The 24,355-nt window shown below is 33.3% G+C and carries 17 protein-coding genes; 10 read left to right on the forward strand and 7 right to left on the reverse strand.

Annotation, left to right across the window (positions count from 1 at the left end; all coding sequences use genetic code 11):
• The first annotated feature begins 118 nt into the window (after positions 1–118).
• Positions 119–2,563, forward strand: coding sequence for a zinc-dependent metalloprotease (locus tag QYS47_RS10730; RefSeq protein WP_322346055.1), 2,445 nt, complete (start codon positions 119–121; stop codon positions 2,561–2,563).
• Between the two features lie 69 nt (positions 2,564–2,632).
• Positions 2,633–3,067, forward strand: coding sequence for a hypothetical protein (locus QYS47_RS10735; protein WP_322346056.1), 435 nt, complete (start codon positions 2,633–2,635; stop codon positions 3,065–3,067).
• 3 nt (positions 3,068–3,070) lie between these two features.
• Here the strand turns inward: QYS47_RS10735 and QYS47_RS10740 are convergent, their stop codons facing one another.
• The 4 genes from QYS47_RS10740 to QYS47_RS10755 all read right to left on the reverse strand — a co-directional run bounded on the left by QYS47_RS10740 (position 3,071) and on the right by QYS47_RS10755 (position 6,015).
• Complete coding sequence (locus QYS47_RS10740) at positions 3,071–3,328, reverse strand: hypothetical protein (protein ID WP_302124979.1); 258 nt, start codon at positions 3,326–3,328, stop codon at positions 3,071–3,073.
• A complete protein-coding gene (locus QYS47_RS10745) occupies positions 3,309–4,355 on the reverse strand; it encodes a glycosyltransferase (RefSeq protein ID WP_322346059.1) in 1,047 nt (348 codons plus the stop codon). Before QYS47_RS10745 ends, QYS47_RS10740 begins: the two co-directional genes overlap by 20 nt.
• Before the next feature lie 71 nt (positions 4,356–4,426).
• Positions 4,427–5,353: a lysylphosphatidylglycerol synthase domain-containing protein gene (locus QYS47_RS10750; RefSeq protein ID WP_322346060.1), complete on the reverse strand. Its 927-nt coding sequence runs from the start codon at positions 5,351–5,353 to the stop codon at positions 4,427–4,429.
• Positions 5,354–5,430: 77 nt separating this feature from the next.
• Positions 5,431–6,015: a hypothetical protein gene (locus QYS47_RS10755; RefSeq protein WP_322346062.1), complete on the reverse strand. Its 585-nt coding sequence runs from the start codon at positions 6,013–6,015 to the stop codon at positions 5,431–5,433.
• Positions 6,016–6,159: 144 nt separating this feature from the next.
• Between QYS47_RS10755 and QYS47_RS10760 the strand changes: the two genes are divergently transcribed.
• Positions 6,160–6,558 (forward strand): alkyl hydroperoxide reductase, encoded by a 399-nt coding sequence (locus QYS47_RS10760; RefSeq protein ID WP_322346064.1) that lies wholly within the window; start codon positions 6,160–6,162, stop codon positions 6,556–6,558.
• Entirely contained in the window at positions 6,530–6,934 is a 405-nt protein-coding gene (locus tag QYS47_RS10765) for a DoxX family protein (RefSeq protein WP_302100874.1), read from the forward strand. Before QYS47_RS10760 ends, QYS47_RS10765 begins: the two co-directional genes overlap by 29 nt.
• Here QYS47_RS10765 and QYS47_RS10770 read toward each other — a convergent pair.
• Positions 6,880–7,722, reverse strand: a complete 843-nt coding sequence (locus QYS47_RS10770; protein WP_322346066.1) for an alpha/beta fold hydrolase — start codon at positions 7,720–7,722, stop codon at positions 6,880–6,882. The two genes, QYS47_RS10765 and QYS47_RS10770, sit on opposite strands and share 55 nt — an antisense overlap.
• Before the next feature lie 164 nt (positions 7,723–7,886).
• Between QYS47_RS10770 and QYS47_RS10775 the strand changes: the two genes are divergently transcribed.
• The 4 genes from QYS47_RS10775 (at position 7,887) to hrpB (ending at position 14,532) form a co-directional block, all read left to right on the forward strand.
• Entirely contained in the window at positions 7,887–8,309 is a 423-nt protein-coding gene (locus tag QYS47_RS10775; protein WP_302124966.1) for a hypothetical protein, read from the forward strand.
• A 31-nt stretch (positions 8,310–8,340) separates the two neighbouring features.
• The gene (locus QYS47_RS10780; protein WP_322346068.1) at positions 8,341–9,690 is read left to right on the forward strand and encodes an MATE family efflux transporter; all 1,350 of its coding nucleotides are present in this window, start codon (positions 8,341–8,343) and stop codon (positions 9,688–9,690) included.
• 121 nt (positions 9,691–9,811) lie between these two features.
• Positions 9,812–12,289 carry a TonB-dependent receptor domain-containing protein gene (locus QYS47_RS10785; RefSeq protein WP_322346071.1) on the forward strand — a complete coding sequence of 826 codons (2,478 nt, stop codon included), beginning with the start codon at positions 9,812–9,814 and terminating at the stop codon, positions 12,287–12,289.
• Positions 12,290–12,402: 113 nt separating this feature from the next.
• Entirely contained in the window at positions 12,403–14,532 is a 2,130-nt protein-coding gene (hrpB, locus tag QYS47_RS10790) for an ATP-dependent helicase HrpB (RefSeq protein WP_322346073.1), read from the forward strand.
• Between the two features lie 3 nt (positions 14,533–14,535).
• Here the strand turns inward: hrpB and QYS47_RS10795 are convergent, their stop codons facing one another.
• On the reverse strand, positions 14,536–15,444 hold the full coding sequence (locus tag QYS47_RS10795; RefSeq protein ID WP_322346074.1) for a LysR family transcriptional regulator: 909 nt from the start codon (positions 15,442–15,444) through the stop codon (positions 14,536–14,538).
• 156 nt (positions 15,445–15,600) lie between these two features.
• Here QYS47_RS10795 and QYS47_RS10800 point away from each other — a divergent pair, with 156 nt between their 5' ends.
• Positions 15,601–16,560 (forward strand): sodium-dependent bicarbonate transport family permease, encoded by a 960-nt coding sequence (locus tag QYS47_RS10800; protein WP_322346076.1) that lies wholly within the window; start codon positions 15,601–15,603, stop codon positions 16,558–16,560.
• A 15-nt stretch (positions 16,561–16,575) separates the two neighbouring features.
• On the opposite strand, the gene QYS47_RS10805 is transcribed toward QYS47_RS10800, so the two are convergent.
• A complete protein-coding gene (locus QYS47_RS10805; RefSeq protein ID WP_308356578.1) occupies positions 16,576–17,082 on the reverse strand; it encodes a hypothetical protein in 507 nt (168 codons plus the stop codon).
• A gap of 320 nt (positions 17,083–17,402) precedes the next feature.
• On the opposite strand from QYS47_RS10805, the gene QYS47_RS10810 reads away from it, so the two are divergent.
• Positions 17,403–24,323: a PKD domain-containing protein gene (locus tag QYS47_RS10810; RefSeq protein ID WP_322346078.1), complete on the forward strand. Its 6,921-nt coding sequence runs from the start codon at positions 17,403–17,405 to the stop codon at positions 24,321–24,323.
• The last annotated feature ends 32 nt before the right edge of the window (positions 24,324–24,355 follow it).

Raw genomic sequence — 24,355 nt, forward strand, 5'->3', positions numbered from 1 at the left:
GGATAAACAAGAGACAATAAATCCACTTGTAATGAAATTTATCACAATTATTAACCACCCACTTAAAACTCTTTATTAATCTGTTGATTATTATATATCTTAGATCAAAATCTTAACTATGAAAAAATACTTACTCTTTATTCTAGCCATTTCTATTTATTCTTGTAGTGCTTTAAAAACTAATCAAAGTGATAGTCCTGAGATCTCAGAATTTGATAAACTTACTTCTGGGAAAGAAAAATTTAGTGGTTTCTTTAATTATTATTGGGATTCTGATGAAGGTAAAATCTATTTAGAAATTGATAAGCTGAACCAAGAGTTTATATATGTCAGTTATCTTTCTGCAGGTATTGGATCTAATGATATTGGACTTGACAGAGGACAAATTGGGAACAGTAAAATTCTTAAATTTGAAAAGATTGGAAACAAAATAATGGTTTTTGAGCCTAATTATAAATTTAGAGCTCAAACTGAAAACCCTGCCGAAAAGAAAGCAGTAGAAGATGCATTTGCTCATTCTGTTATTCATTCATTTGAGATTAAAGCCTCAAATGATTGGTCTCATATTGTTGATGCTACAGACTTTTTCATCAGGGATGCACATGGAGTAGTAAATAGACTTAAAAGGTCAAAAGAAGGGAATTATAGCTTAGACAAAAGTCGATCAGCTTTCAATATGGATGGCTCCGGAAATTTTCCGAAAAATACCGAATTAGATTTTTGGATTTCATATAAAGGACAAGCTTCAGGAAGAGAAATTTACAGTGTTAGTCCGGATGCTGATAATATTACTGTAAGACAACATCATTCTTTTGTGCAATTACCAGAAGAAGGATTCGAGGCTAGGAAATTTGATCCAAGAGCTGGTTATTTTACGACCGCATATAAAGATTATGCAGTTCCAATTTCAGAAGACATCAACCAAAGATTAATAAACAAGCACAGATTAGAAAAGAAAGATCCCAGTGCTGAATTAAGTGAAGCAGTTGAACCCATCATTTATTATTTAGACCCGGGTACACCTGAACCTGTTCGATCAGCCTTGATGGATGGTGCTAAATGGTGGAATCAAGCATTTGAAGCCGCTGGTTATAAAGATGCTTTTCAAGTGAAAATACTTCCAGAAGGAGCCGATCCGCTCGATATTCGATATAATGTTATTCAATGGGTACACCGCTCATCAAGAGGCTGGAGCTATGGCGCTAGTGTTGTGGACCCAAGAACTGGAGAAATTATTAAAGGCCATGTAAGCTTGGGGTCTTTAAGAGTGAGACAAGATTTTTTAATTGCAGAAGGTTTATTGGCCCCATATAAAGAAAATGAAGATAATCCAGCTATGCTAGAGATGGCATTGGCTAGATTAAGACAACTTGCAGCCCATGAAGTAGGTCACACATTAGGACTAGCTCATTCCTATGCTTCTAGTACAGAAAATGATGCCTCCGTAATGGATTATCCACACCCTAATATTGAATTAGACGAAAAAGGAAATATAACTCTAAAAAATGCATATGATACTAATATAGGTGAATGGGATAAATACGCTATTCGATATGGATATGAGGATATTCCAGATGATTCAGATGAAAAAGAATATTTAAATGGAATTATTCAAGATGCAAATGAGAATGGCTTAAGTTTTATTTCTGATAGGGATGCAAGGGCTCAAGGCGGTGCTCATCCGCTAGCCCATTTATGGGATAATGGAAAAGATCCTGCTGTACAGCTAAATCATCTGTTAAAAGTGAGAAATAAAGCGCTGGAGAAATTCGGAGAAAATGTTATTCAATTTGATCAACCCATGGCTCAAATTCAAGAAGCTTTAATTCCAATTTACTTTTTACATCGCTATCAAGTTGAGGCAGCAGTAAAACTTGTCGGAGGTTTAGATTATGCCTATAAAATAAGAGACGATAAATTAAAAGAAATGAAGATTTTAGCTTCTGAATGGCAGCTAGAAGCGGCTAACAGCCTAGCTAATGCAGTATTAGCCGAAAACTTAGCAATTCCCGAAAAACTTTTACAGCAGTTATATCCTCGACCATTAGGCTATTATGATAATAGGGAATTATTAAATGGTAAAACAGGTGTCAGTTTTGATGCCTTAGGAGCGGCAGAGCAAGCTTCTACTTTAGTTTTTGATTTATTATTTCATCCACAAAGGTTAAATAGAATGGTTGAATTCCACTCTAGAGATCGGAATAATCCAGGAATTGAGAAAGTGACTGAAATATTCAACAATACTTTATTTAATCAAAAAGTTAGTAATGATTATCATCAGGCTGTTAAACTAACTAGCCAAAATGTTTATATCAATCACATTATGAAAAGTATTAAAGATGGAAATGTATCTTCTTTAGCTAGAGCACAATTAATGTCTGAACTAGAAAATATTGATCAACAATATTTAAAAACAAACTACAGAAAAAGTGCTTTGGAAAACGCTAATATTGGCATGTTGAAGCAACAAATAAAGCTATTTTTGGAGCATCCTCAGGAATATAATCTTGCTCCAATTCCAAGTTTGCCACCTGGAAGTCCAATCGGAAGCTGTGATTTTTAATTCATCAAACATAATACTTCCTTGTAGCAAACCGTTATAAGGAAGTATTTTAAACTATCAACCAATATTATGAAGTCATTTATTATTACTCTACTGTTTTTAACAGTTTCATCTTTTGCTTATTCTCAATCTATTGTAAGTTACCACCAATCACCAAATGGTGGACAGGCCGCTTACGCTTATGAATTTAATGAAAGGTTTAGACCAGAAATCCGCCTATATCCTAATACAGCTATAGAAGACTTCCTTGTAAAGCTCATGTTCAACTACGACTTAATTGACAAAGAAAACCATGAATTTTATAGTGGAATATCCTTACTTGGGTCTACTGTTGGAGGTGCAACTTTCGGATTAGCTGTTGGAATAAATATTTACCCCTTTGAAAATAAAAATTTTGGATTTTTGATGGAATTCTCACCAAACATTCCATTAGATGAAGCTGGAACACCCTATTTTTCAGGTAGCTGGGGAATAAGGTATAGATTACAGAAAAGTAAAGACTAATCTTTAAAATCCATTATGTTCCAAAAGGCCCTTTTTAGTGGCTAAAAAATATAACGCCTCCCAATCCATTTCATGAGGATTATATGTATTAGCTCGATATTCTTCATCATGGTTTACCAATATTTTAATGAACTCTTTTTGATGGAGTGAAAGCAAATTTTCCTGTAAAACCGAATCTCCCCACTTTAATTCATTCTTAATATCCTTATAAGATTGAACAAAATAAAGCTCATCCATTAAATCAATTTCCTGCTCGTTCATTTGTATTATATTGTCTTTCTTTCCATTGATAACTTCCAAAGTTAGCAATCATTCCAAACACTACCACATAAAGGCTGTATATCAACTGTAATATACCGAAAGATGTTATACTAAATTTCGACTTCTGAGATTTTAAAACCTGATATATAAATAGGCCTTCAGCCATAATTTTAAGTAAAATAACTGGCCCTAAAACCAAATAACTATCATACAAAACTGAATAGATTAAACTACAGATATAAATTAAATGAAAAGACCATACCATTAATGCAGGAATAGCATCTTTTAAATCTGCACTTGCTTTCCATTTAGCAGACCATCTTTTTTTCTGATTATAAAACTGTCGTAAATTCTTAGGAGCACTCGTTTTAACCAAGGCCTCTTTTTGAAAATAAAAACTATTTGGAAAAGCTTTTTTCAGCTTCTGTAACAGAAAAATATCATCACCCGATGGGACATTTAAATTTGTGGAATAAGGATCAAGTTCCTTAAAAATGCTTTTCCTAAATGCTAAGTTTGCACCATTTGCCATGTTAGGATTTCCTAATTCTATGGATACTGCCCCCACTCCTATTAAAGGCGCAAATTCCATTTGGAATAAATTTGTAACTAACGAATTTGAAATAAAACTAACATTTCCTGATACTAAATTTATATGTTCCAGCTCGAAAGGAGCTTGCATTTTTAAAATCAAATCAGAAGGCAAAGTACAATCTGCATCAATAGTTAATATGATTTCATGTTTAGCTTCATTAATAGCAAAGTTTAAAGCCGCTTTTTTACCCATCTCCAAACCAGAGAGTTTTAATAGTTTCATTTGATAAGGAATTGAATCTCTAGATCTTTCGATTATAGAAGCACCATCATCTTCAGAATGATCATCAATAAATAGGATTTCAAGTAATTCTTTAGGATAATCAATAGCCTGAATACTTTTGATCAAGACACTTAAATTTTCCTTCTCATTTCGAAAAGGGATGATCAGTGAAACTGATTTTAATTTACCGCTTTCGGTTATTTCTGGCATTCGTTTGTAAACATTAGTCGCGTAAAGCAGGCCAAAAGAATAAATCAAAATAACCAATGAAAAAAAAGTGATCATTTTTTATAGATTAACTTAAGCTTAGGTATATAAAAAAGCCCAATAGCAGCGGGCACTGCAATATTTATAAGCCATAATATTAAACCTGCTGCTATAATAGGAGCAACAGAAACCTCTAATTTTTCAAAGAAAAAAGCAATACTTACCTCTCTTACTCCCAAATCATTCAAAAAATTAAATGTAGGTAGAATTGATTTTATTAAAAACATGAAAGCAATCCCCATAAATTGATGAAACAAATTGATTTTTAATTCTAATACAGATAAAAGAATTAAAAACTGTAGACTAAAGATTATATACCTAACTATACTAAGCGCTGAAAGCAGGACAAACAATTTTAATCCTAATTTTTTTATAGGCCATAAATAGTCTTTAACCCTAGGATGATTTCTATTAAAATAAAGTAACAGAAAGAATCCAAAAATCACGAATCCAATTATACTGCTTAAAGCAAAGGAGGAAGAATATGAAAAGTCAAATTCAGATAAGCTAAAATCTGATATAAAGTAAACTGCTATTAATCCAAAAAGCAAAGTTGGGAGCATTTGAAGCATTCTTGAAATCAGAATTAATCCTAAAGCACTTTTTCGATTTTCATGAGAAATAGAAAATACCTTAGCAAAATAATCTCCAATAGCATGTGGGGTTATAAAACCTAATGCAATTCCTGAAAAAACCCCAACTGATGCTTCTGAAATAGAAATCTTTGTAATTGGCTTCAATGAATATTTCCATTTCAATACTTCCATTAACCAATTGATGGGCATTAATATTGAAACCAATAGGATTATAAAAATATTTTGTGCGTATATGTTAAATGCTGATATAAAACCTTGAAAATCATAACTAATTCTTTCATAGAGAAACAATATCACTACAATTGATACCGCTATTTTGACTAGAATAAGTAATTTTTTTCTCAATGCTTTCTAAAATAAAAAACCACCTTACAATGATGGTCATTAGAAGGTGGTTTTCAAAATTGAAAATCTAAATTTATTTATCTTTTGTATTCTTCAAGTTTATTGAGAGCAGTTTGTAGCTCTCTTTTAATTTTCACTTGTTTATCATGTGATCTTTTTCTTAAGTCTTCTATTTCTTGATCCACCAACTCTTTATCTTTTTTAGCCTGACGGGTAAGTCTAAAACTATTTAAGAACATAATATATACAATTACTAAACCAGCTAAAAGTATGATTACAATGGACCACATGATTACATTGTAGGTCACTTTAGTCATTGACATACCAAAAAACGGCATCTCATCTACAGCATTTTGTGCTTCTTCTAACTTATTATTTAAATCATTCATCTGAGACTTAGCTTCATCTCTTTCTCTCTCAGCTTTTGATTTAGCATTTTGCGATGAGGTAACTTTTTGATTTAAGCTATTAATAGAATCACTTAATATATCACCAAAAGCATTCACCTTAGTAATTGGAATCACCTTATATTTTTCAAAGGTTTCGCTGCTTTCAATCATATTTTGATATTGATCAGACAATGTAGCCTCGTCCTGTGCAGAAGTGTTAAAATGAACACCTAAAACAATAATTGAAAAAATAACTAAAAGCTTAAATTTCATAGTACTCTGTTTATCGTAAAAATATCCGCATTAATTCGTTGTAAATATAGTTTGAACGAATGGAATTAAAAAAACTTATATAGATTAGCATTATAAAAATGCATAAAAATCTTAACATTTCACCTTTAAATAGGTTTTGTGTGCATGAATAATAAATTTCACAATTACACATTAAAAATTGCAGCTGTTTACAATGTTTTATGGGGTGCATGGGTAGTCTTATTCCCTCAGCAGTTTTTTGAATTAGTGGGCATGGAAAAAATAAATCATCCTATGGTGTGGCAAGGCATGGGAATGGTGATTGGTGTTTACGGATTAGGATATTGGTGGGCCTCTTACAATGCATCAAGACATTGGCCTATTGTGATGGTAGGTTTTTTAGGTAAAATATTCGGTCCTTTAGGTTTTATATTCAATTATTTACAAGGTATAGTTCCTTTTGAGTTTATTTACACCTTGTTTACCAATGACTTCATTTGGTGGATTCCTTTCTTCTTAATTTTAAAAGATGTTCATGTTAAAACAAATTGGAAACTTACTTGAATCTAAAGGGTCGGTTTACCTTATATTCATTTTCTATTTTATTGCCGGTTTAAATCATTTCATAAATCCTGAATTTTATATACCCTTAATTCCTGATTATTTAACACTAAAAAAAGAAGTTAATTTAATTAGTGGATTAATAGAAATTGCTTTAGCAATAGGATTACTTCTTAACCCGACTCGTAAAATAGCATCTTTTCTGACCATCTTAATGCTATTAGCATTTATACCTTCACATATTTATTTTATTCAAATAGGCTCTTGTATTGAAGGTGGTTTATGTGTGCCTGAATGGATAGGTTGGACTAGATTAATAGCGATTCACCCCGCTTTACTTCTTTGGGCTTGGAAATCAGGGCGAGTATCTTCAATCTGATATTTATGCTCATGAATGAAATATAAGGCCAATTCATTGAAAATATCATATTGATCGATATTGCATATATGCCCTGCTCCTTTCACCTCTGTAATTATTACATTTTTATGTTTTTTGGCAAATTTTTGGGCTGATTTAAGAAACACATAATCTTGTTTGCCCATAATAGCTAAGGCTGGAAAGTTGATTTTTTGGTTGTAAAATCGATTAAGTAAGCGAAAGAACTCATTATACAGTCCTACCCACTTCATATATTCTTTTGAGCTTAACTTATTTGCTTGTTTTTGATAGATTTTCCTCGATTTTTGGTGCTTACGGTAGGGCATTAGTAAATAAGAAAACACACTATACATTACGAAATAAGAAAGAAACAAATTGAAAAAACGAGCGAGTTGCACAAATGATTTTATAAGTAAATTTGCTTTAAAAATTCCTCCAGCAAATATTGCGCTAGCCACCATATTTGGGTATTTTATGCTAATATCCTGCATAATAACACTACCGAAACTTAGAGTTACAAAATGCGCCTTTTCAATACCATTAATATCTAATACCTTTTTGATATCATCTGTTATGATATCAAATGTGTAATTATCCTTTTCAGGCATAATGTTTTTAGATCGACCATGATCTCTTAAGTCAATTATTAAAAGATTATAAAGTGGTTTAAAAGATTCAACTTGATACTTCCAAGTTGAAGTATTTCCCCCAGCACCATGAATAAAAACTACCCATTCATGGGCTGAATGGTTCAAATGGACTTCGTAATGTAAGGATGAATTTATCATGATGAAAAAACCTTAACCTATCATTTTTGTTTAATATTTATATATCAAAAGTACCACATAATATTTCCGATATTCAATCGGTTAATTAAATTAATATATGCAAAATATTAACTTTAAAACATTTACATGCGGTTTTTAGTCTTCATGAATTCAATCTTTAATTTATGACATCTTATATAAAAGAACTTTCAGATTTTGGTTTATTCGTCTTAATATGGATAGTACAATTGATTGTCTATCCTTCCTTTACTATGATGGAAAAATCTAATTTATTAGCATGGCATCCAAAATATACTCAAATGATCACCATAATTGTGATGCCTTTAATGTTAGTTCAAATAATCCTTACTCTATACTTAACCTACAGCAATAGTAACTGGATCCTAATTACTCAATCTGTCTTGGTAGTTATGCTCTGGGCCAGTACTTTTTTTCAAGCTGTACCTTTACATAACCTTATAGAATCTAATCAGGAAGTAGCTGAATCAGCAAAAAAACTTGTGCAAGTAAATTGGAACAGAACTGCAATGTGGACTATAATTGTATTATTAAATTTAGTACAAAGATTCACAACCTTTAACAATTAATGTAGTTACATCTTTTGCATAGAAGCTTTATATGACTACATCTGATGAATTTGGTACTAAGCCAATCAATTACTTATTAAGAAAACAAGCAATACCATCTGCTATAGGAATTCTTACCTTATCGATTTACGGTATAGTGGATACTATATTCGTTGGGAATTTTGTAGGTTCGGTAGGTATAGCTGCAATTACTGTAGTGATTCCTATTACTTTCCTTATTTCATCAATTGGAATGGGAATTGGTATTGGTGGGTCTTCCATCATCTCTCGAGCATTAGGATCAGGAAAACCAGAAAAAGCTAATAAAACCTTTGGGAACCAGCTAACCTTAACTTTTATACTAGGTATATTTTTTAGCATAAGTTGTTGGCTTTTTATTGAACCTATTTTAATGGTCTTTGGCGCAAAAGGTGATATTCTTCAACCTACCATTGATTACTTTACCATTTTACTACTAGGAATTCCTGTTCTTGCATTTGCTATGATGTCAAATAGCATATTTCGTGCAGTTGGATATCCAAAAGTTGCGATGGTAGTCATGATTGTACCTGCAATAGTAAACGTTATATTAGACCCTATCTTTATAGCCGTTTTGGATTGGGGAATAAAAGGTGCTGCTTGGGCAACTACCTTTTCATATCTATTTAGTGCTTCCTATGCTGCTTATTACTTCTTAAAAGGAAGTACAGGGTTTAAATTATCCAAAACGGATTTTCTACTAGATTTCAAATTAACAGGCGAAATATTTTCTATTGGCGCCGTTACAATTGCCAGACAAGGAGTAGTTAGTTTGTTATTCCTAGTGTTAAATAATTCTTTATTTAAATATGGCGGAGAAAATGCAATTGCAGTTTATGGTATAATTAATAGAATGATGATGCTAGTAAATGTTCCTGCAATTGGTATTACACAAGGTTCTATGCCTATTATTGGTTATAACTATGGGGCTGAATATTTTAAACGGGTCAGCTTAACATTGCGAAACGCTATTATTTCAGCAACATTATTGTCTTCTGTTATCTATGCTGGTATTCTAATTTTTACTCCTCAAATAGTATCCATATTTACAGATAATACTGAATTGATTGAAAAAACTGTACCTGCCTTAAGGATTACATTTTTAATGACACCTTTAATTGCTTTTCAACTGATTAGTGCGGCTTACTTTCAAGCCCTAGGGAAAGCTTTACCAGCATTGTTACTCACTTTAACGAAGCAAGGTTTCTTCCTTATTCCTTTGTTATTATTTTTGCCAAATTTTTACCAATTAAACGGAATTTGGATTGCTTTTCCAATTGCTGATTTAATGACTGCAATTGTGTGTATGAGTTATTTAATTACGCATAGTAAAAAGATTGTATTGAATCCATCAGCAATGTAAATGAGTTGATATTCCTTTCATCATTTTAAAGCGAGAGTAAAGACAGAAGTTTTACCATCAGTGTATAATAAAAAACAATAAAGGTTAAAAACTGTCTAATTTTGTAGCAATTAAGAAAATTATGAAATATAGAATACTATTATTTTTATTACTTTTTAGCAGCCTGTCATGGGCTCAGCAGAGAGGAAACTGGGGAGGCGGAAGTAATTCTCAGATTACAGGTAAAATTACAGGAACAATCAAAGATGCCAAAACATCAGAAGCCGTATCTTACGCTACAGTAGTTGTAAAATCACCTCAAAATGGAGAAACAATAAATGGAGTTGTGACAGGCGATGATGGTACATTTAAAATCGTTGGTTTAAAACTGGGGAAATATATAGTTGAAGTTTCCTTCGTAGGTTATCAAAAATTTTCTCAGGAAGTAGAACTAACTCCCAAAGAACCTGACTTTGAGTTTAATGACATCAACCTTCAAACTGATACAGATCAATTAGAAGAAGTAGTGGTTTCAGGACAAAGAGAAACCATTGAAAATAAAATAGATAGAATTGTTTATAATGCTGACCAAGATGTCGCCAATATGGGTGGAGATGCATCTGATGTATTAAGAAGAGCTCCTCTCTTAACTGTAGATCAAGACGGAAATGTTTCTTTAAGAGGAAATTCAAATGTTCAAATATTGATCAATGGAAAGCCTAGCAGTATGTTTGGTGCCAATACAGGAGATGCTCTGAGAATGATTCCTTCAGATCAAATCAAAAGCGTTGAAGTAATCACTTCCCCTTCTGCAAAATATGATGGTGAAGGTACAGCTGGTATTATTAACATTATCACTAAAAAACAAACCCCACAAGGATTTGCTGGAAATGTAGATTTAACAGCTGGAACGCGAATTAATAGAGGTGTTGTAGGAATTAATGCTGGAAAAGGTAGATTGGGCTTTAATGCAAATGGAAGTTCATTTTACTCATGGCCACAATATGCTACTACTGACTTTTACCAAAAAACAGTCGTAAATGGAGTAACCAATATAAGAGAGCAGAACGGTAGAAACTTAAGTAACCGATTAGGATATTTCGGTAATATGGGTGCTTTTTATGATTTCAATGCCTATCATAGTTTATCAACTAGCTTAAGATTGAGAGGCTTTAATAGTAATTCTTCTGGTGTAAACACCGTTTCTCAAAATTTAGGAGGTAATGAATCTTCTTTTGATAGATTCCAAAAAAATAACTCACAAAACTGGGGTTACGAGTGGTCTTTTGATTATGTTATGAAATTCCCTAATCAGGAAGGAAGAGAACTTTCTGCTTCTTACAAAATTGATGGTAACATAAGAGATCAGGTATTTGAAATTGACCAAAATACTCCGTTGAATTACGAAGTAGCAAACAACATCAATGATGGAAACAATCGAGAAAACACCATTCAAATAGATTATACTCATCCTTTCGGAGAAGAATTTAAATTAGAAACAGGATTCAAATCAATACTAAGAGATATTGACAGTGATTTCACTTATGAATTCAAGCCAGAAGGTTCTTCTGAATATCAAGTAGTTGATAACAGAACAGATATATTCTATTATAATCAGGATGTATTAGCAGGCTATGTTTCTACCCAAAGTAATATCACCAAGAAATTAGGTTTAATAGCCGGAGTAAGATATGAATACACGGGTTTACAAGGTAGTTTCGAAGAAGCTACAGAAAGAAATTTTGAAGAAATATCTTACGAAAACTGGCTGCCAAGTGTAATTGTAAGTCAAAAGTTCGGAAAATTCAGTTCTTTAAAACTCTCCTACAATAGAAGGATTCAAAGACCAAGTTTAAGAAATGTAAACCCTTACGAAGAAATAGGAAATATTAGAAATATAAGCTTTGGTAATCCTACCCTAAATCCAGAATTATCAGACAATTATGAGTTAGGATTTAGTTCATTTATAAAAGGAACTTCAATCAATATTTCAGCTTTCTATAATGACATTAGTGAAGTAATTCAATCTGTTATTTTTGAAGATCCAGCAAGAGATGCTACAGTAACTACTTTCGAAAACGTAGGGACACAACAGAATGTGGGATCAAATCTCTTTATTTCAACTAAATTATTCAAAATCTGGACCATAAGGGGAGGCTTAAATGCCAATTACTTTATGGCGGATGGTATCATACAAGGCGAAGAAGTGAGTAATAATGCATGGTTATTCAGTGGTAACTTAAGCTCAAATATCGACCTACCAAAAGATTGGCTAATAGATGCATTTGGCTTTGCCAGGCCAAGAAGACAAACCCTTCAAGGATATAACCCTGCCTTTTCGATATTTGGAATGGGTATTAAAAAGAAAATCTGGGATGAAAGAGGAAGTATAGGTTTATCTATTGTTGAACCTTTTAAAGCAAGAAAACCTTTTAAAAGTGAATTAGGCGACCCAAATAGTGATTTTTATCAAAGAAATGTTTTTGCGATTCCTTTTAGATCGTTTGGAATAAATTTCAGCTATCGTTTCGGTCAGCTGGATTATAAAGCAAGACAAAAAAGAAGTAGAATTTCCAATGATGATCAAAAATCAGGAGGAAACGATGGACAAACCTTTTAATTAATCAAAGCCTGCTCTTTTAATAAGAGCAGGCTTTTTTATCATACCAATTCTCGCCCACTATTTTTTAGATAATTAAGGTATAATCCGTTCTAGCCATTTAACTTTGCACAATGCATAAGTTCAATTTGAATTCTATAGACCTACCCATAAAGGAAATCATTCCTGAGCTACTAAATAAAGTAGAAAATTCTCAAAACCTTATAGTAAATGCTGAAGCAGGAGCTGGAAAGAGTACCATTATTCCTCTCGCGCTTCTTAATCACATTACTACAAAAGGTCAAAAAATTATTATGCTTGAGCCACGCAGATTAGCTGCAAAATCCATAGCTCATCGGATGGCTCAACTATTAGGTGAAGAGGTAGGTAATACCGTTGGATATAGGATAAGATTTGAAACCCGCATTTCTCAAAATACTCAGATTGAAGTTGTGACGGAAGGAATCCTAAATAAAATGATGGATTCTGATCCTCATTTGAAAGAAACCGCAATTCTAATATTTGATGAGTTTCATGAAAGAAGTATCCATGCTGACGTAGCCTTAGCATTAGCTAGATTTACCCAACAACAATTTAGAAAAGACTTAAAGCTTATCATAATGTCAGCAACCTTGGACTATGAAATGCTTTCTGAAGCTTTAAAGGCTGAAGTAATTATTAGTAAAGGAAGGCAGTATCCAGTTGATATAGAGTATTTAGGAGATTCTGATTCAAGTTTATTAGCTGAGTTAACAGCTAAATACATTGAGTATGCAATCAAGCAAGATGAAGGAGATATTTTAGTCTTTCTTCCAGGACAAGGTGAAATATTAACTACGCAGGATATACTTAAAAGAGCAAGAATTAAAGCCAGTATATTTCCATTATATGGTCAATTAGCATGGAATAAACAGTGGGCTGCTATTCAGCCACATCCGGAGGGTAAAAGAAAAGTTGTATTAGCTACTTCCATCGCTGAGACAAGTTTAACCATTGAGGGTATTAAAATAGTAATTGACTCAGGTTTAAAAAAGAATTCAGTATTTGACCCTAATACAGCTTTAAATAGTTTGAAGACTCAGCAAATTTCTAAAGATGAAGCCACACAAAGAGCTGGAAGAGCTGGTAGAGTTGCCCCGGGAAAGTGTTATAGAATGTGGTCTGAGGCATCTCAAAATAGTAAGAAAAAGCATAGAGTTGCAGAGATCCTTCATGCTGATTTAGCAAATCTTAGACTTGATTTAGCCTCAAGAAATATAAAAAATAGTGAACAATTATTTTGGATAACCCAACCCCCTATTGATAAATTGATTCAGGCTGAATATTTATTAATGGATTTGGAAGCACTAAATGCTGATAAAAATATTAGTGAATTAGGTAAAAAAATGCATCAGCTTCCATGCCATCCTCGCTTAGGGCATATGCTTTTAAAAGCTGAAGACAATTTAGACTTAGCGATAGATATAGCCTCTATTCTAGAAGAAAAAGATCCATTGTATAAGAAAACAGGCACCGATTTAACTGAAAGAATAGATACAATGAGGCTATTAAGAAAGGAAAATAGACTAAGTAGAAATTTTAAAAAGATTGAAAAGATAGCTCAATCCTACAGAGCACTTTTTGAGAGAGAAGCTAATAATGATAAAGCGGATTCTTATGCCACAGGTTATTTATTAGCAATGGCATTTCCAGATAGAATAGCTTCTGCCAAAAGAGGTAATAATGCCCAATTTATGTTATCAAATGGAAGCATTGCCGTTATTGGTCATAAAGATGAGTTGGCCGATGAAAGTTGGTTGACTGTGGCTAATATGGATGCTAGAAGTGGTTTAGGTAAAATATTCCTGGCTGCTCCTTTAAACCCAAAAGATCTTAAACCCCTCATTAAAAATCAAAAAACTGTCATTTGGGAATATGAGGATGATGAATTCTTAGTTTACCAACAATTAAATATAGGAAATATCAATCTTCAAAGAATAGAATTAGAGGAAGAAGCTGATGAGTTTGGTAAAAGATTAGCCATTATCAAAGCCCTTCAAGTAAATTTTGATGATATTTTAGTAACAACGGATGCTTTTGAATATTTTGCTCAAACCTATAATTCTAAACCTCAAAATGAATTCAATCCTATTAATTTAGAATTTATAGGTCATACTGCAGAAAAATGGTTACCTGCGGAAATTGAGCAAGCAGATAATATTTTGGAAACTATACAGAATTTAGATTTAGTAGAAATTGCTAAAAAACTAACTAAACTTAACTAAGAATTAACTTTGGAATTTAGCTTCTATAATATGTGGAATTTCCTTTTTAATGAAATCCAAATAAGCCTGAGCTACTGGTGAAAATCTCTTTTCCTTAAGCCATATTAAATGCCAGGTGGAATGAATTGGGAAATTCTTAACCGGAATAATTTTTAAATCTCTATTTTTCAATTCATTCTTAATTCCAATAAGCGGAAGAATCGAATATCCTAAGCCAGCAATTACTGCTTGTTTTACTGCTTCATTAGTAGCTAATTTTAAATTCATTCGAGCTGGAATCTTATTCTTTTTAATAAATGATTCCATGGTATATCGAGTACCTGATCCTTCCTCTCTGTATATCAAAGGAAGTTCTCTAAAAATGTCTACATCATATTTATTTTTGTTTAGTTCAGAATTTGCAGGCCCCACTAAATAGAGCTCATTTTTCATTAATTCCATATGATTAATAGCCATATCTGGCAGTACTGATACCATTGAAAAATCAACTTTATTATTTTCTAATGACTCAATTACCGATTGCTTATTAGTAACTTCCATACTTAATTGAATTTCCGGATACTTTTTAATAAAATCAGTTAAAAAGTGAGGCATGATGTATTCAGCTGTGGAAACAATCGATAATTTTAATTTACCACTTAATTTATCAGCACTAGAAAATCTTTTCTTCTCTATCTGATCCAATTCAGCAACTATAGATTCTATATTATTTGCAATTTCATTTCCAAAATCAGTTATATATACTTTACGTCCAATAATTTCTAAAAGTGGTTTATCAAATTGTGATTGAAGATTTTTAAGTTGTATTGAAACAGCAGGCTGAGTTAAATGCAATGCCTCAGAAGCTTTCGTAATACTACCTAATTCTACTATTTTATGAAAAATCTGTAATTGATGGAGTGTATAATTCATAAAAAACAATTATGAAATGAAACATAAACATTAATGCAATTTAATGATAAAGCTTGATATAGTTCCGATTCACTCCACTATATTTGAAAATTGTTTTAATTAAAAAACAGCTTTCATAAATTGGAATTATATATTTATATAAATGAATGATTTGAGATGAACGTAGACTTACTTTTAGAAAATTTAACCAATCCTGCATTATTATTTTTCCTGTTAGGAATTTTAGCTGTTCTATTAAAAAGCGATTTAGAAATCCCCGGAACATCTTCTCAATTTATCTCATTATATTTACTATTTTCTATTGGTTTCAAAGGCGGTCATGAATTGGCTCATGCACAATTTGAAATGTCTATTTTATGGTCAATAGTTCTGGCAATTGGAACATCCATATTAATTCCCCTTTATACATTCTTTATAATAAAACCCAGACTTGGCACATCAAATGCTGCTGCAATTGCTGCCTCCTATGGATCTATTAGTGCGGTAACTTTCATTACCGCTATAAGCTTTTTGGAGTTGCAAGAAATATCTTTTGGTGGCCATATGGTGGCCATAATGGCTATGTTAGAAGCACCAGCCATTATGGTAGGTGTATTATTATTAAACTTTTTTAAAGAAGATCAGCAAAATAGATTAACGCCTAAAGAAATTTTTCAGCATGCATTTACAAATGGAAGTGTATTACTGATTCTTGGAAGTTTGGTAGCGGGTTGGATAGCATCTGATGCACAAGCAAAAGGGATTGAACCTTTTACAACTGATATTTTTAAAGGTTTCTTAGCTATCTTTTTATTAGATATGGGAATTAGCAGTGGTAGAAAAATAGGTAAACTATTTAAACACGGCCCTTTTGTTTTAGCCTTTTCAATTATAATCCCTATCATCAACGGTTGCCTAATTGCCTGGATAAGTGGATTTATTACTACAGAAGTGGGCGATCGATTCTTATTGTCAATTCTTGCTGCTAGTGCATCTTATATTGCAGTTCCAGCAGCTATGAAGATAGCTGCACCGGAAGCGAATCCAAGTTTATATTTACCCATGGCATTAGCCATTACCTTTCCATTTAATATTACGCTTGGTTTCCCAATTTATATGCAAGTAATTAATTGGTAAGGAATATATATAAAACTATTGATCTGAATTTTCTTCTTCATCTTGAGTAAGAGGAAAATGTATAAAGTTTTCGTATAAACTATCTTCTTTAAAGAAAGAGCTTATTTCAAATTCTTCTGGATTAATAGAATTTAATTTAAAATATCCAGTATCAATCTCATTCCAAACAAAAACTACTGTATCAGTAGGAGTTTCGGCCTTTAAAGTAGCAGGAACATACCAATAACCTTTTAAAGTATCATTAGTTGAGGTACATTCATTTGAAGGATTAATATAAAGTAGAGAATCTTTATCATTTCCAGAGGATGTATATCTAAAAATTAATTGTCGGGGCGTTTCACAATTAGTTAGATTCAACTGTTCATTATTTGTACTTCTGGAGTTTAACACCCATCTTTTGCTATCATAATTAGATAATAATCTTTCCACTTCAACTTTTCTAAAACTCTCAAAATTGGGTTCTTCAGGAAGGCAAGACACTGCAGTTATAGATAGTAATATTAAAACTAAAATGTTTCTCATGCGGCAAATATAATATTTATAAAATAGTCTAAATTAATTTCAATGAATTGTTTAATCATCTTATCAGGTTTTATTGAATCATTTAAAATTCAATCCTAATTTGATTAATGTTACTTTCAATAACGATACCACTTGTAAGTTTATATTCAATTAGAATTACTTTTCGACACTTATTTTAGCGAAAGCCCTTGTTATTTATTATTAATCAAATATTTAGTATTAATATTTACATACTTATTTCGACATTTACTATGTATTGTTCGATAAAAATAAATTTTTTACAGACTAACTTAATTCATTAAGTTTGTATAATGGTTAGAATGGCTTGTACATACAAATTTTTAAGAATTGGATTATTTTCCTTAGTTCTTATTTTTTGTGGAACCCATGAAGTTTTCTCACAATGCGGAGCCACCAGTGGAGTTGGAGGATTTGATCCCATTGAAAATAAATTTTGTGGTGGAGAAAAAGAGGTATGGATAGGGAAAAGATACTCTTCTGTAGATCTACCACCTGCTACAGATGTATATATTTTGGTTAATTGGGGAGATGGAACTGAAAATTACTATCCTACAATATTAGAATTTGGTGACTATTATATTGATAATACTCCTCCTGTAGCACCAGCAGGAGCTCCATTGTTTGCTAATGATCGATATGCTTATTATCAATATCCAGCAGGACTAACAAATTGTGATTTTGAAATTACTGTTCAATTAGTTTTTGTTGATACAGGGGAAAATCCACAAACTCATCCCAGTGCATTAATATGTCCTGGTACAGATAATAGTGCTAGTACAGTTTATTGGGAAAGAGATAATATTGCTCCTGGGAATTTAAATATTGAAGAAGCTCCTCTTTTAACTATATGCGAAGGACAAGATGTAGTGATAAATCCACTAGAAAATCAAAGTATTTACAATTGCCCTTTATCTAATAACAATGGCACAAGATGGTTTCAATGGGTATATAATACTGACGGTGCTAATCCTATACCTGATGTAAATATTTCAGGTATCAATATTCCAAATGAAGATTTTAATGTTTTCCCAGGTGGTTATACAAATCCGGATTTTGGGGAAATTGTACAAGTAGATCCTGGAATAAACGAAGTTGCTGCTGATCTTGACATGGATCCTACTGGTACTATCACAATAGACGGAACAAATACATTGGTTGGTCAAACATTTGAGATCACTCTAAGAGCGTGGAATGTATGTAATCCATTTGATGATCCAGATATTCCAGGCACACCTGATTTCACTGATGCAACTACAGCCGAAAATCCACCAGAAGAAACTACGTTAACTATTGAAGTTGTTCCAGCGCCAAATCCTACTCCGGAAGTGGAAGACCCATCAACTGCAGGAGTTTGGCTTCCGGAAGATGGGACAGCTACTCCAACTGCTAGCTTTTGTGCGAATGAAACGGTTAATTTCCGTAATAATAGTGCAACTATTGGAGATGATTTAATTGAATGGGATTTCACATATGATGGGATAACATTTAACACTGATGATACGGGAAATAATGTGAATACTTCTTATGATAACTCATTTGTAGGAAGTCCAATAACAGTAGCCTTAAGAATAACACGAGGAAATATTGGAGTTCCTTGTGTATTTTTGGAGACTATTGATTTAGAAATATCAGATGGTCCTATTGCTGATTTCACAATATCAAACACATCTGCTTGTGAAACTTTAAATACAACAGTTACAGATATTTCCACAAATGCAGATGGATTTTCATGGACTGTAGATCAGATTTCTGGTCCAGGAGCTGCGACTGATGCCGGAGTAATTTCGCCTCCTTTAGCTAGTTTTCCTATTACGAGTTCTGTTAGCGGAAATACAGTAGATTTTGAATTTGGAAATCCTGGAGAATACGAAATTACTTTAACTGCGACCTCTACTGTTGCCCCTACTTGTCCTAGTAATTTAACAGAGTCAGTTTTTGTATATGACAATCCAATTGCTAATTTTAGTGCTACGGAAATCTGTGAAGGTGATATGACCATTTTTACAGATCTCTCTAATATCCCAACAGTTGTAAATGGTGATGCAATCGATACTTGGGAATTTGTATTTGATTTTGATAATACTGATTACACTACCGATCCCGAAGGCACGTTTGATACACAAACCATCACTAGCTTAAATGCAGGCGATTTTACAGCAGGTGAATATGCTTATACTTATCCTGCCGCAGGTACTTATAATGTTGCTTTAAGAGTATCCACCGCTAATGGTTGTGTATCACCAGTGGATACGATGTCAGTTGTGGTTAAAAACAACCCTATATCAAATTTTGAATTTGCTGAAAACGGTATCGATTATACTCAGCCTCTTTGTCCGGGTACTCCCATTGAAATTGTCAACACCTCCCCTGCTGGTCAAACTGATCCTGCAGTTGATCGATATTATGTAGAAATTGTTTCAGAAGATAATGCTAATGATGGAATATTTCCTGCTTTCCCAGCTTCTTTTCCTGCACCAATTAATTCAGCAGTAATTAATCCAAATGTTGGTGATCTACCCAATCCAAATTCGGGATCACCTTACACTTATGATTTATACTTTATAGCCGTTGGAGACAATAATTGTGAAACGAGAGAAGGACCACTTACTGTAACTTTACTACCTGCTCAAGCCGCAGGATTTGATATATTTGAAGGAGATCCTGGCCCATCACCGGGATCAACAGCAGATTCTTATGATAACCTGACTGTATATTGTTCACCTTATGAATTTTATTTTCGTACGGACGCAAACACTCAGACTTTCAACGCTGATCAATATATCTGGACAATTACAGACGGTATAGGTGATACCTTAACTGAAACTACAATAGAGGTAGCCACTGATCCTGAACCTGAAAGATTTAATTTCAACTTTGAAAATGTGTATCCGTCAGTTAGTCAAGAAGTATTCACCATTAATCTTCAGGTGATAACAGACGACTTTTGTGTAACTGACCGAAATGAAACAGTAAGATTATTCCCAAAACCTACAGCTGAATTTAATGTGATAGACTCTTTAATATCATGCGATTCAGTTTCATACACTTACAAGGCAGTACAAGAAAACATAGATTACTTTTGGTCTGTAAATTCAACTGATAATTCAAAATTAAGATCTGCCATACAAGATGATGCAAATGCTGAATTTACTGTAGTTTATGACCGTCCTCTAAATACTGAGCCTGATTTAGATTTTACAGTTGAATTATATACAGAAAATCTAGTTTTATGTCAGAGTGACCTTGAATCTACGACTTCAAGCATTCCAAATGCTGATGTTATTACAGTTGATATTGACTTTACACCAAGTAATTCTCAAGATTGTTTACCCTCTACCTATGATTTACAAAATACCACTACCTCAACTATTCCAGCAGGAACCGAATGGGAATTTGAAATCTACAAGTATAATACAGTAACTACAGATTACGATTTAATAGAAACAATCGAAGGTGTAGATCAAACAGGAAATGAGGACTTTAGTACAGCTATACCTTACGAATTTACTTCCGATGGTCAATATAGAATTGACTTAATTGCAAACTTGCTCAGCAATTGTAGAATTGGATTATCAACTCCAGTTGATATAGAAATATTTGAGTCTCCTACTCCAAATTTCAGGACGAATATTAGTGAGGGCTGTTCCCCATTAACCGTTGATTTAATAGAGAATTCCACCCTGCCTTCAGGGAACAATTTTGATCTAAGCCTAGAAGTCTTCAATCCAGTCAGCGGCTTGATTACACAAACTATTGCTCCTTCAAACGGTCCTGGAGGCCATTTAGATGGAATTACATTAGATCCATTAATAAATACAGCTACAGATCCCTTTATTGATTATGAAATCACATTAACCGCAACAGCCTCAAATGCATTAAATTGTTCAAATGACAGTACCTTTATCGTTAGAGTATATCAAGAACCACAAATAGATTTTGATATTACCTCAAACAATCCAGCTTGTGAAGAGGATTATACTTTTGACTTTGAATTCACTACAAGCGTATTTCCGGCAGGAACACAATTTATTTGGAATTGGAATGATGGGCAAACATTACTAACTGACCAAGATACAGCAGTCAGTCATACCTTTGTGAATAGAGCTGCCTTTTTTGGAACAGATACTTATAATGTAAGCTTAACAGCTGAAACTCCTAATAATTGCTCTGTTACGATTAGTAAAATAGTAACACTAAATCCTAGAGTAGACGCTAGCTTTTTTAAGTTACTTGATCAAGGATGTTCACCCTTGGATGTTAGCTTTACAAGTACCGCACTAGGTACAGGTTTAACAGGAAATCATGTCTATCAAAAAAGAATCAAAGATTCAGGAAATCCTTGGGTTGATTTCACCACTAGCCCGATGCCAAATGGTGCTGTTACAGAAACTTTTACCAATACTACTGCTGGTGATATAATATATGAGGTAAGGTATATTGTTTCTTCTGCAGTTGGCGGTTGTTCCGATACATCAAATATTCAAGAAATTACAATTTTTCCTGAGTTTACAAGTCCAACGATAACAGGCACAAATACAGTTTGTGCATCTGAACAATTAGTACCCTATTCAGTGCCTTTTACTTCAGGATCAACTTATTTATGGGAATTACCTTTAGGTGCATTTATTTCGAATCAAAATGCTAATGGAAATGAAATAGAAGTGAATTTTAGTGTTTTTTCTGGAAACATCAGAGTTACAGAAATAAATGCTAATGGATGTTTTGGTACACCTAGTGAGTTAGCTGTAAATGTTTTGACTGGCCCGAGTGCAACGCTTAGCTTGAACGGACCAAATGTGATTTGTCCTGGTGATGAAACTAGTTTAAGGTTTGATTTAACAGGACCTCCAGGCTCTACAAATTTTGATGTGATTTATAACAATGGACAGGAAAATGATACATTAAAAAACATTCAAAATGGACATATAGAAACCATAAATCCTAACAACTCAACAAATTACTTCTTAGTAGGAGTTGTGGATTTGGCTAACCCTAATTGTAATCCTTCCGGATTATCTGGAAATGCTTTTGTAAATGTAAATACACCTCCATCCGCAAGTATTTCTGGAACTACTACTATATGTGAAGGAAATGACACAAATTTAATCTTCAACTTAACAGGAGTTGGTCCATGGGAAGTGGTGTATACCGATGGTAGCTCAAATTATACATTGAACACTTCTAATCCCGTAACCATTGAAGCAGTAAGTCCAATTCAAGATACTAACTATGAGTTAATATCAGTAACAGATGGAAACAGTCCTATTTGTAGTGGTACGGTAAATGGAATAGCGGAAATAACAGTAAACCAAAAGCCTACAGCTGAAATATTCGGAAATGTAGATAATGTTTGTCAAAATGATTTTACTGAAATTGGGGTTAACTTAACTGGTACAGCTCCATGGACCGTAAGGTATACAGATGGAACTGTGACCTACACTTTATCTAACATTCAACCAGATAGCGGCTACGACCCAGCAACAGATTCTTACACCTATTATTTTGATGTAAATCCACAAAGTGGCACAACTACATACACTTTAACTGAAGTGCTAGATTCCAGTAATCCATTTCGTTGTAGCGGAGATATTTCCGGTACTGCTACTGTTGTTGCCTATGATAGACCTGAGGTTTCCTTATCCGGTGATACAACAATATGCTTTGGTGTAAATACTGCTTTAAACTTTGATTTTGAAGGGGATGGTCCATTTGAAGGAACTTATACTGCTAATGGAGATTCCATTGAGTTCAACAATTTCCAAAATTCCGAATCAATCAATGTCAGCCCTGAAACTAGTACTGTTTATAGAATAGTAGAATTATTCGATAGCAGAGGATGTCCAGGGCAAAATTTAGGAGGTCCTATTAGTATTAATGTTAACCCATTACCAACTTCAGTTATATCGGGTAATGATACGACCTGTTATGGTACAGAAACTAATTTAATATTTGATCAAACTGGTGTTGGACCATGGACCATAACCTATACGGATGGAAACCAAAATTACAGCTTTTCAACCGCCTTCAACAGACATTTTGAACCCGTAAGTCCTACTGCTACCACCACATATTCCTTAGTTTCAGTCACTGATAGTAATAACCCTAATTCTTGTAATGGAACAGTGTCAGGAAGTGCACTTAAATTTGTTTATCCTAGATTGGAAGCAAGTTTTGAAGTTAGCCCGCAGGATATGGTATTGCCTGAGAGCACGATAAATATTACAAATAATACAACAAACAAAAATGAATGGGAGTATTTGTGGGAATTTGGTGATGGAACCACTTCAACAGATGTAGATCCCGTCCCTCATGATTATGGCACTTTTGGAGAATTTACAATTAAAATGACTGCTACGAACGGACTATGTACCTCTAGCTTTCAAACTCTTGTCACAATTGGAGCAATCCCTCCTATTATAGATTTTGATGCTGATCCAAAAGAAGGCTGCTTACCTTTAGTTGTTAAATTTGAGAATCACTCGGAATACGCAGACCCATCTACCTATCAATGGAGTTTTGGAGATGGTCAGAGAGCCTCTGCGGTTATAGACCCGATTCATGTCTATACCAATCCAGGAACCTATACAGTTACCCTTTCTGCTACCAATATCACGGGACAAAGAACGGAATTGATAAAGGAAGAATTTATAACTGTAAATGCAACACCACAGGCCTCATTTACCATTCCTGATGAATACAGAAGAGTTTTTACTACTGAAGAGGTACGATTTGTAAACTTAAGTGAAGGTGCAGATGAATTCATTTGGAAATTTGGGGACGGAAATGAATCTTTCGAATTTGAACCTATTCATGCATATGCCGATACAGGATTTTATGATATTACACTCATTGCAATAAATTCAGAAACAGGATGTTCTGATTCAATCTTTCTAACTTCACAAGTGCAGACCATATTAGGCGGTGAATCAAGAGTACCTAATGCCTTTACTCCAAGTAGAGCCGGACCTGGGACAGGAAGTGATAACCCATTACAGAATGATTATTTCTTACCCTATGTGGAAGGAGTATCTGATTTTAATATGAAGATTTACAATAGATGGGGAGAATTATTATTCGAATCCAATGATGAAAACGTAGGTTGGGATGGTTATTATCAGGGAACTTTGATGCCTCAAGGAGTCTATGTATATCGTTTAGAATTGGTTTATGAAAATGGAAGAAGAGAAACAACAGTGGGGGACATTACACTCATTAGGTAGATTTATCTTTTAAAAAGCGTAATGAAATATTG

This window comes from Marivirga arenosa (genome assembly GCF_030503875.2).
Lineage (GTDB): Bacteria > Bacteroidota > Bacteroidia > Cytophagales > Cyclobacteriaceae > Marivirga > Marivirga arenosa.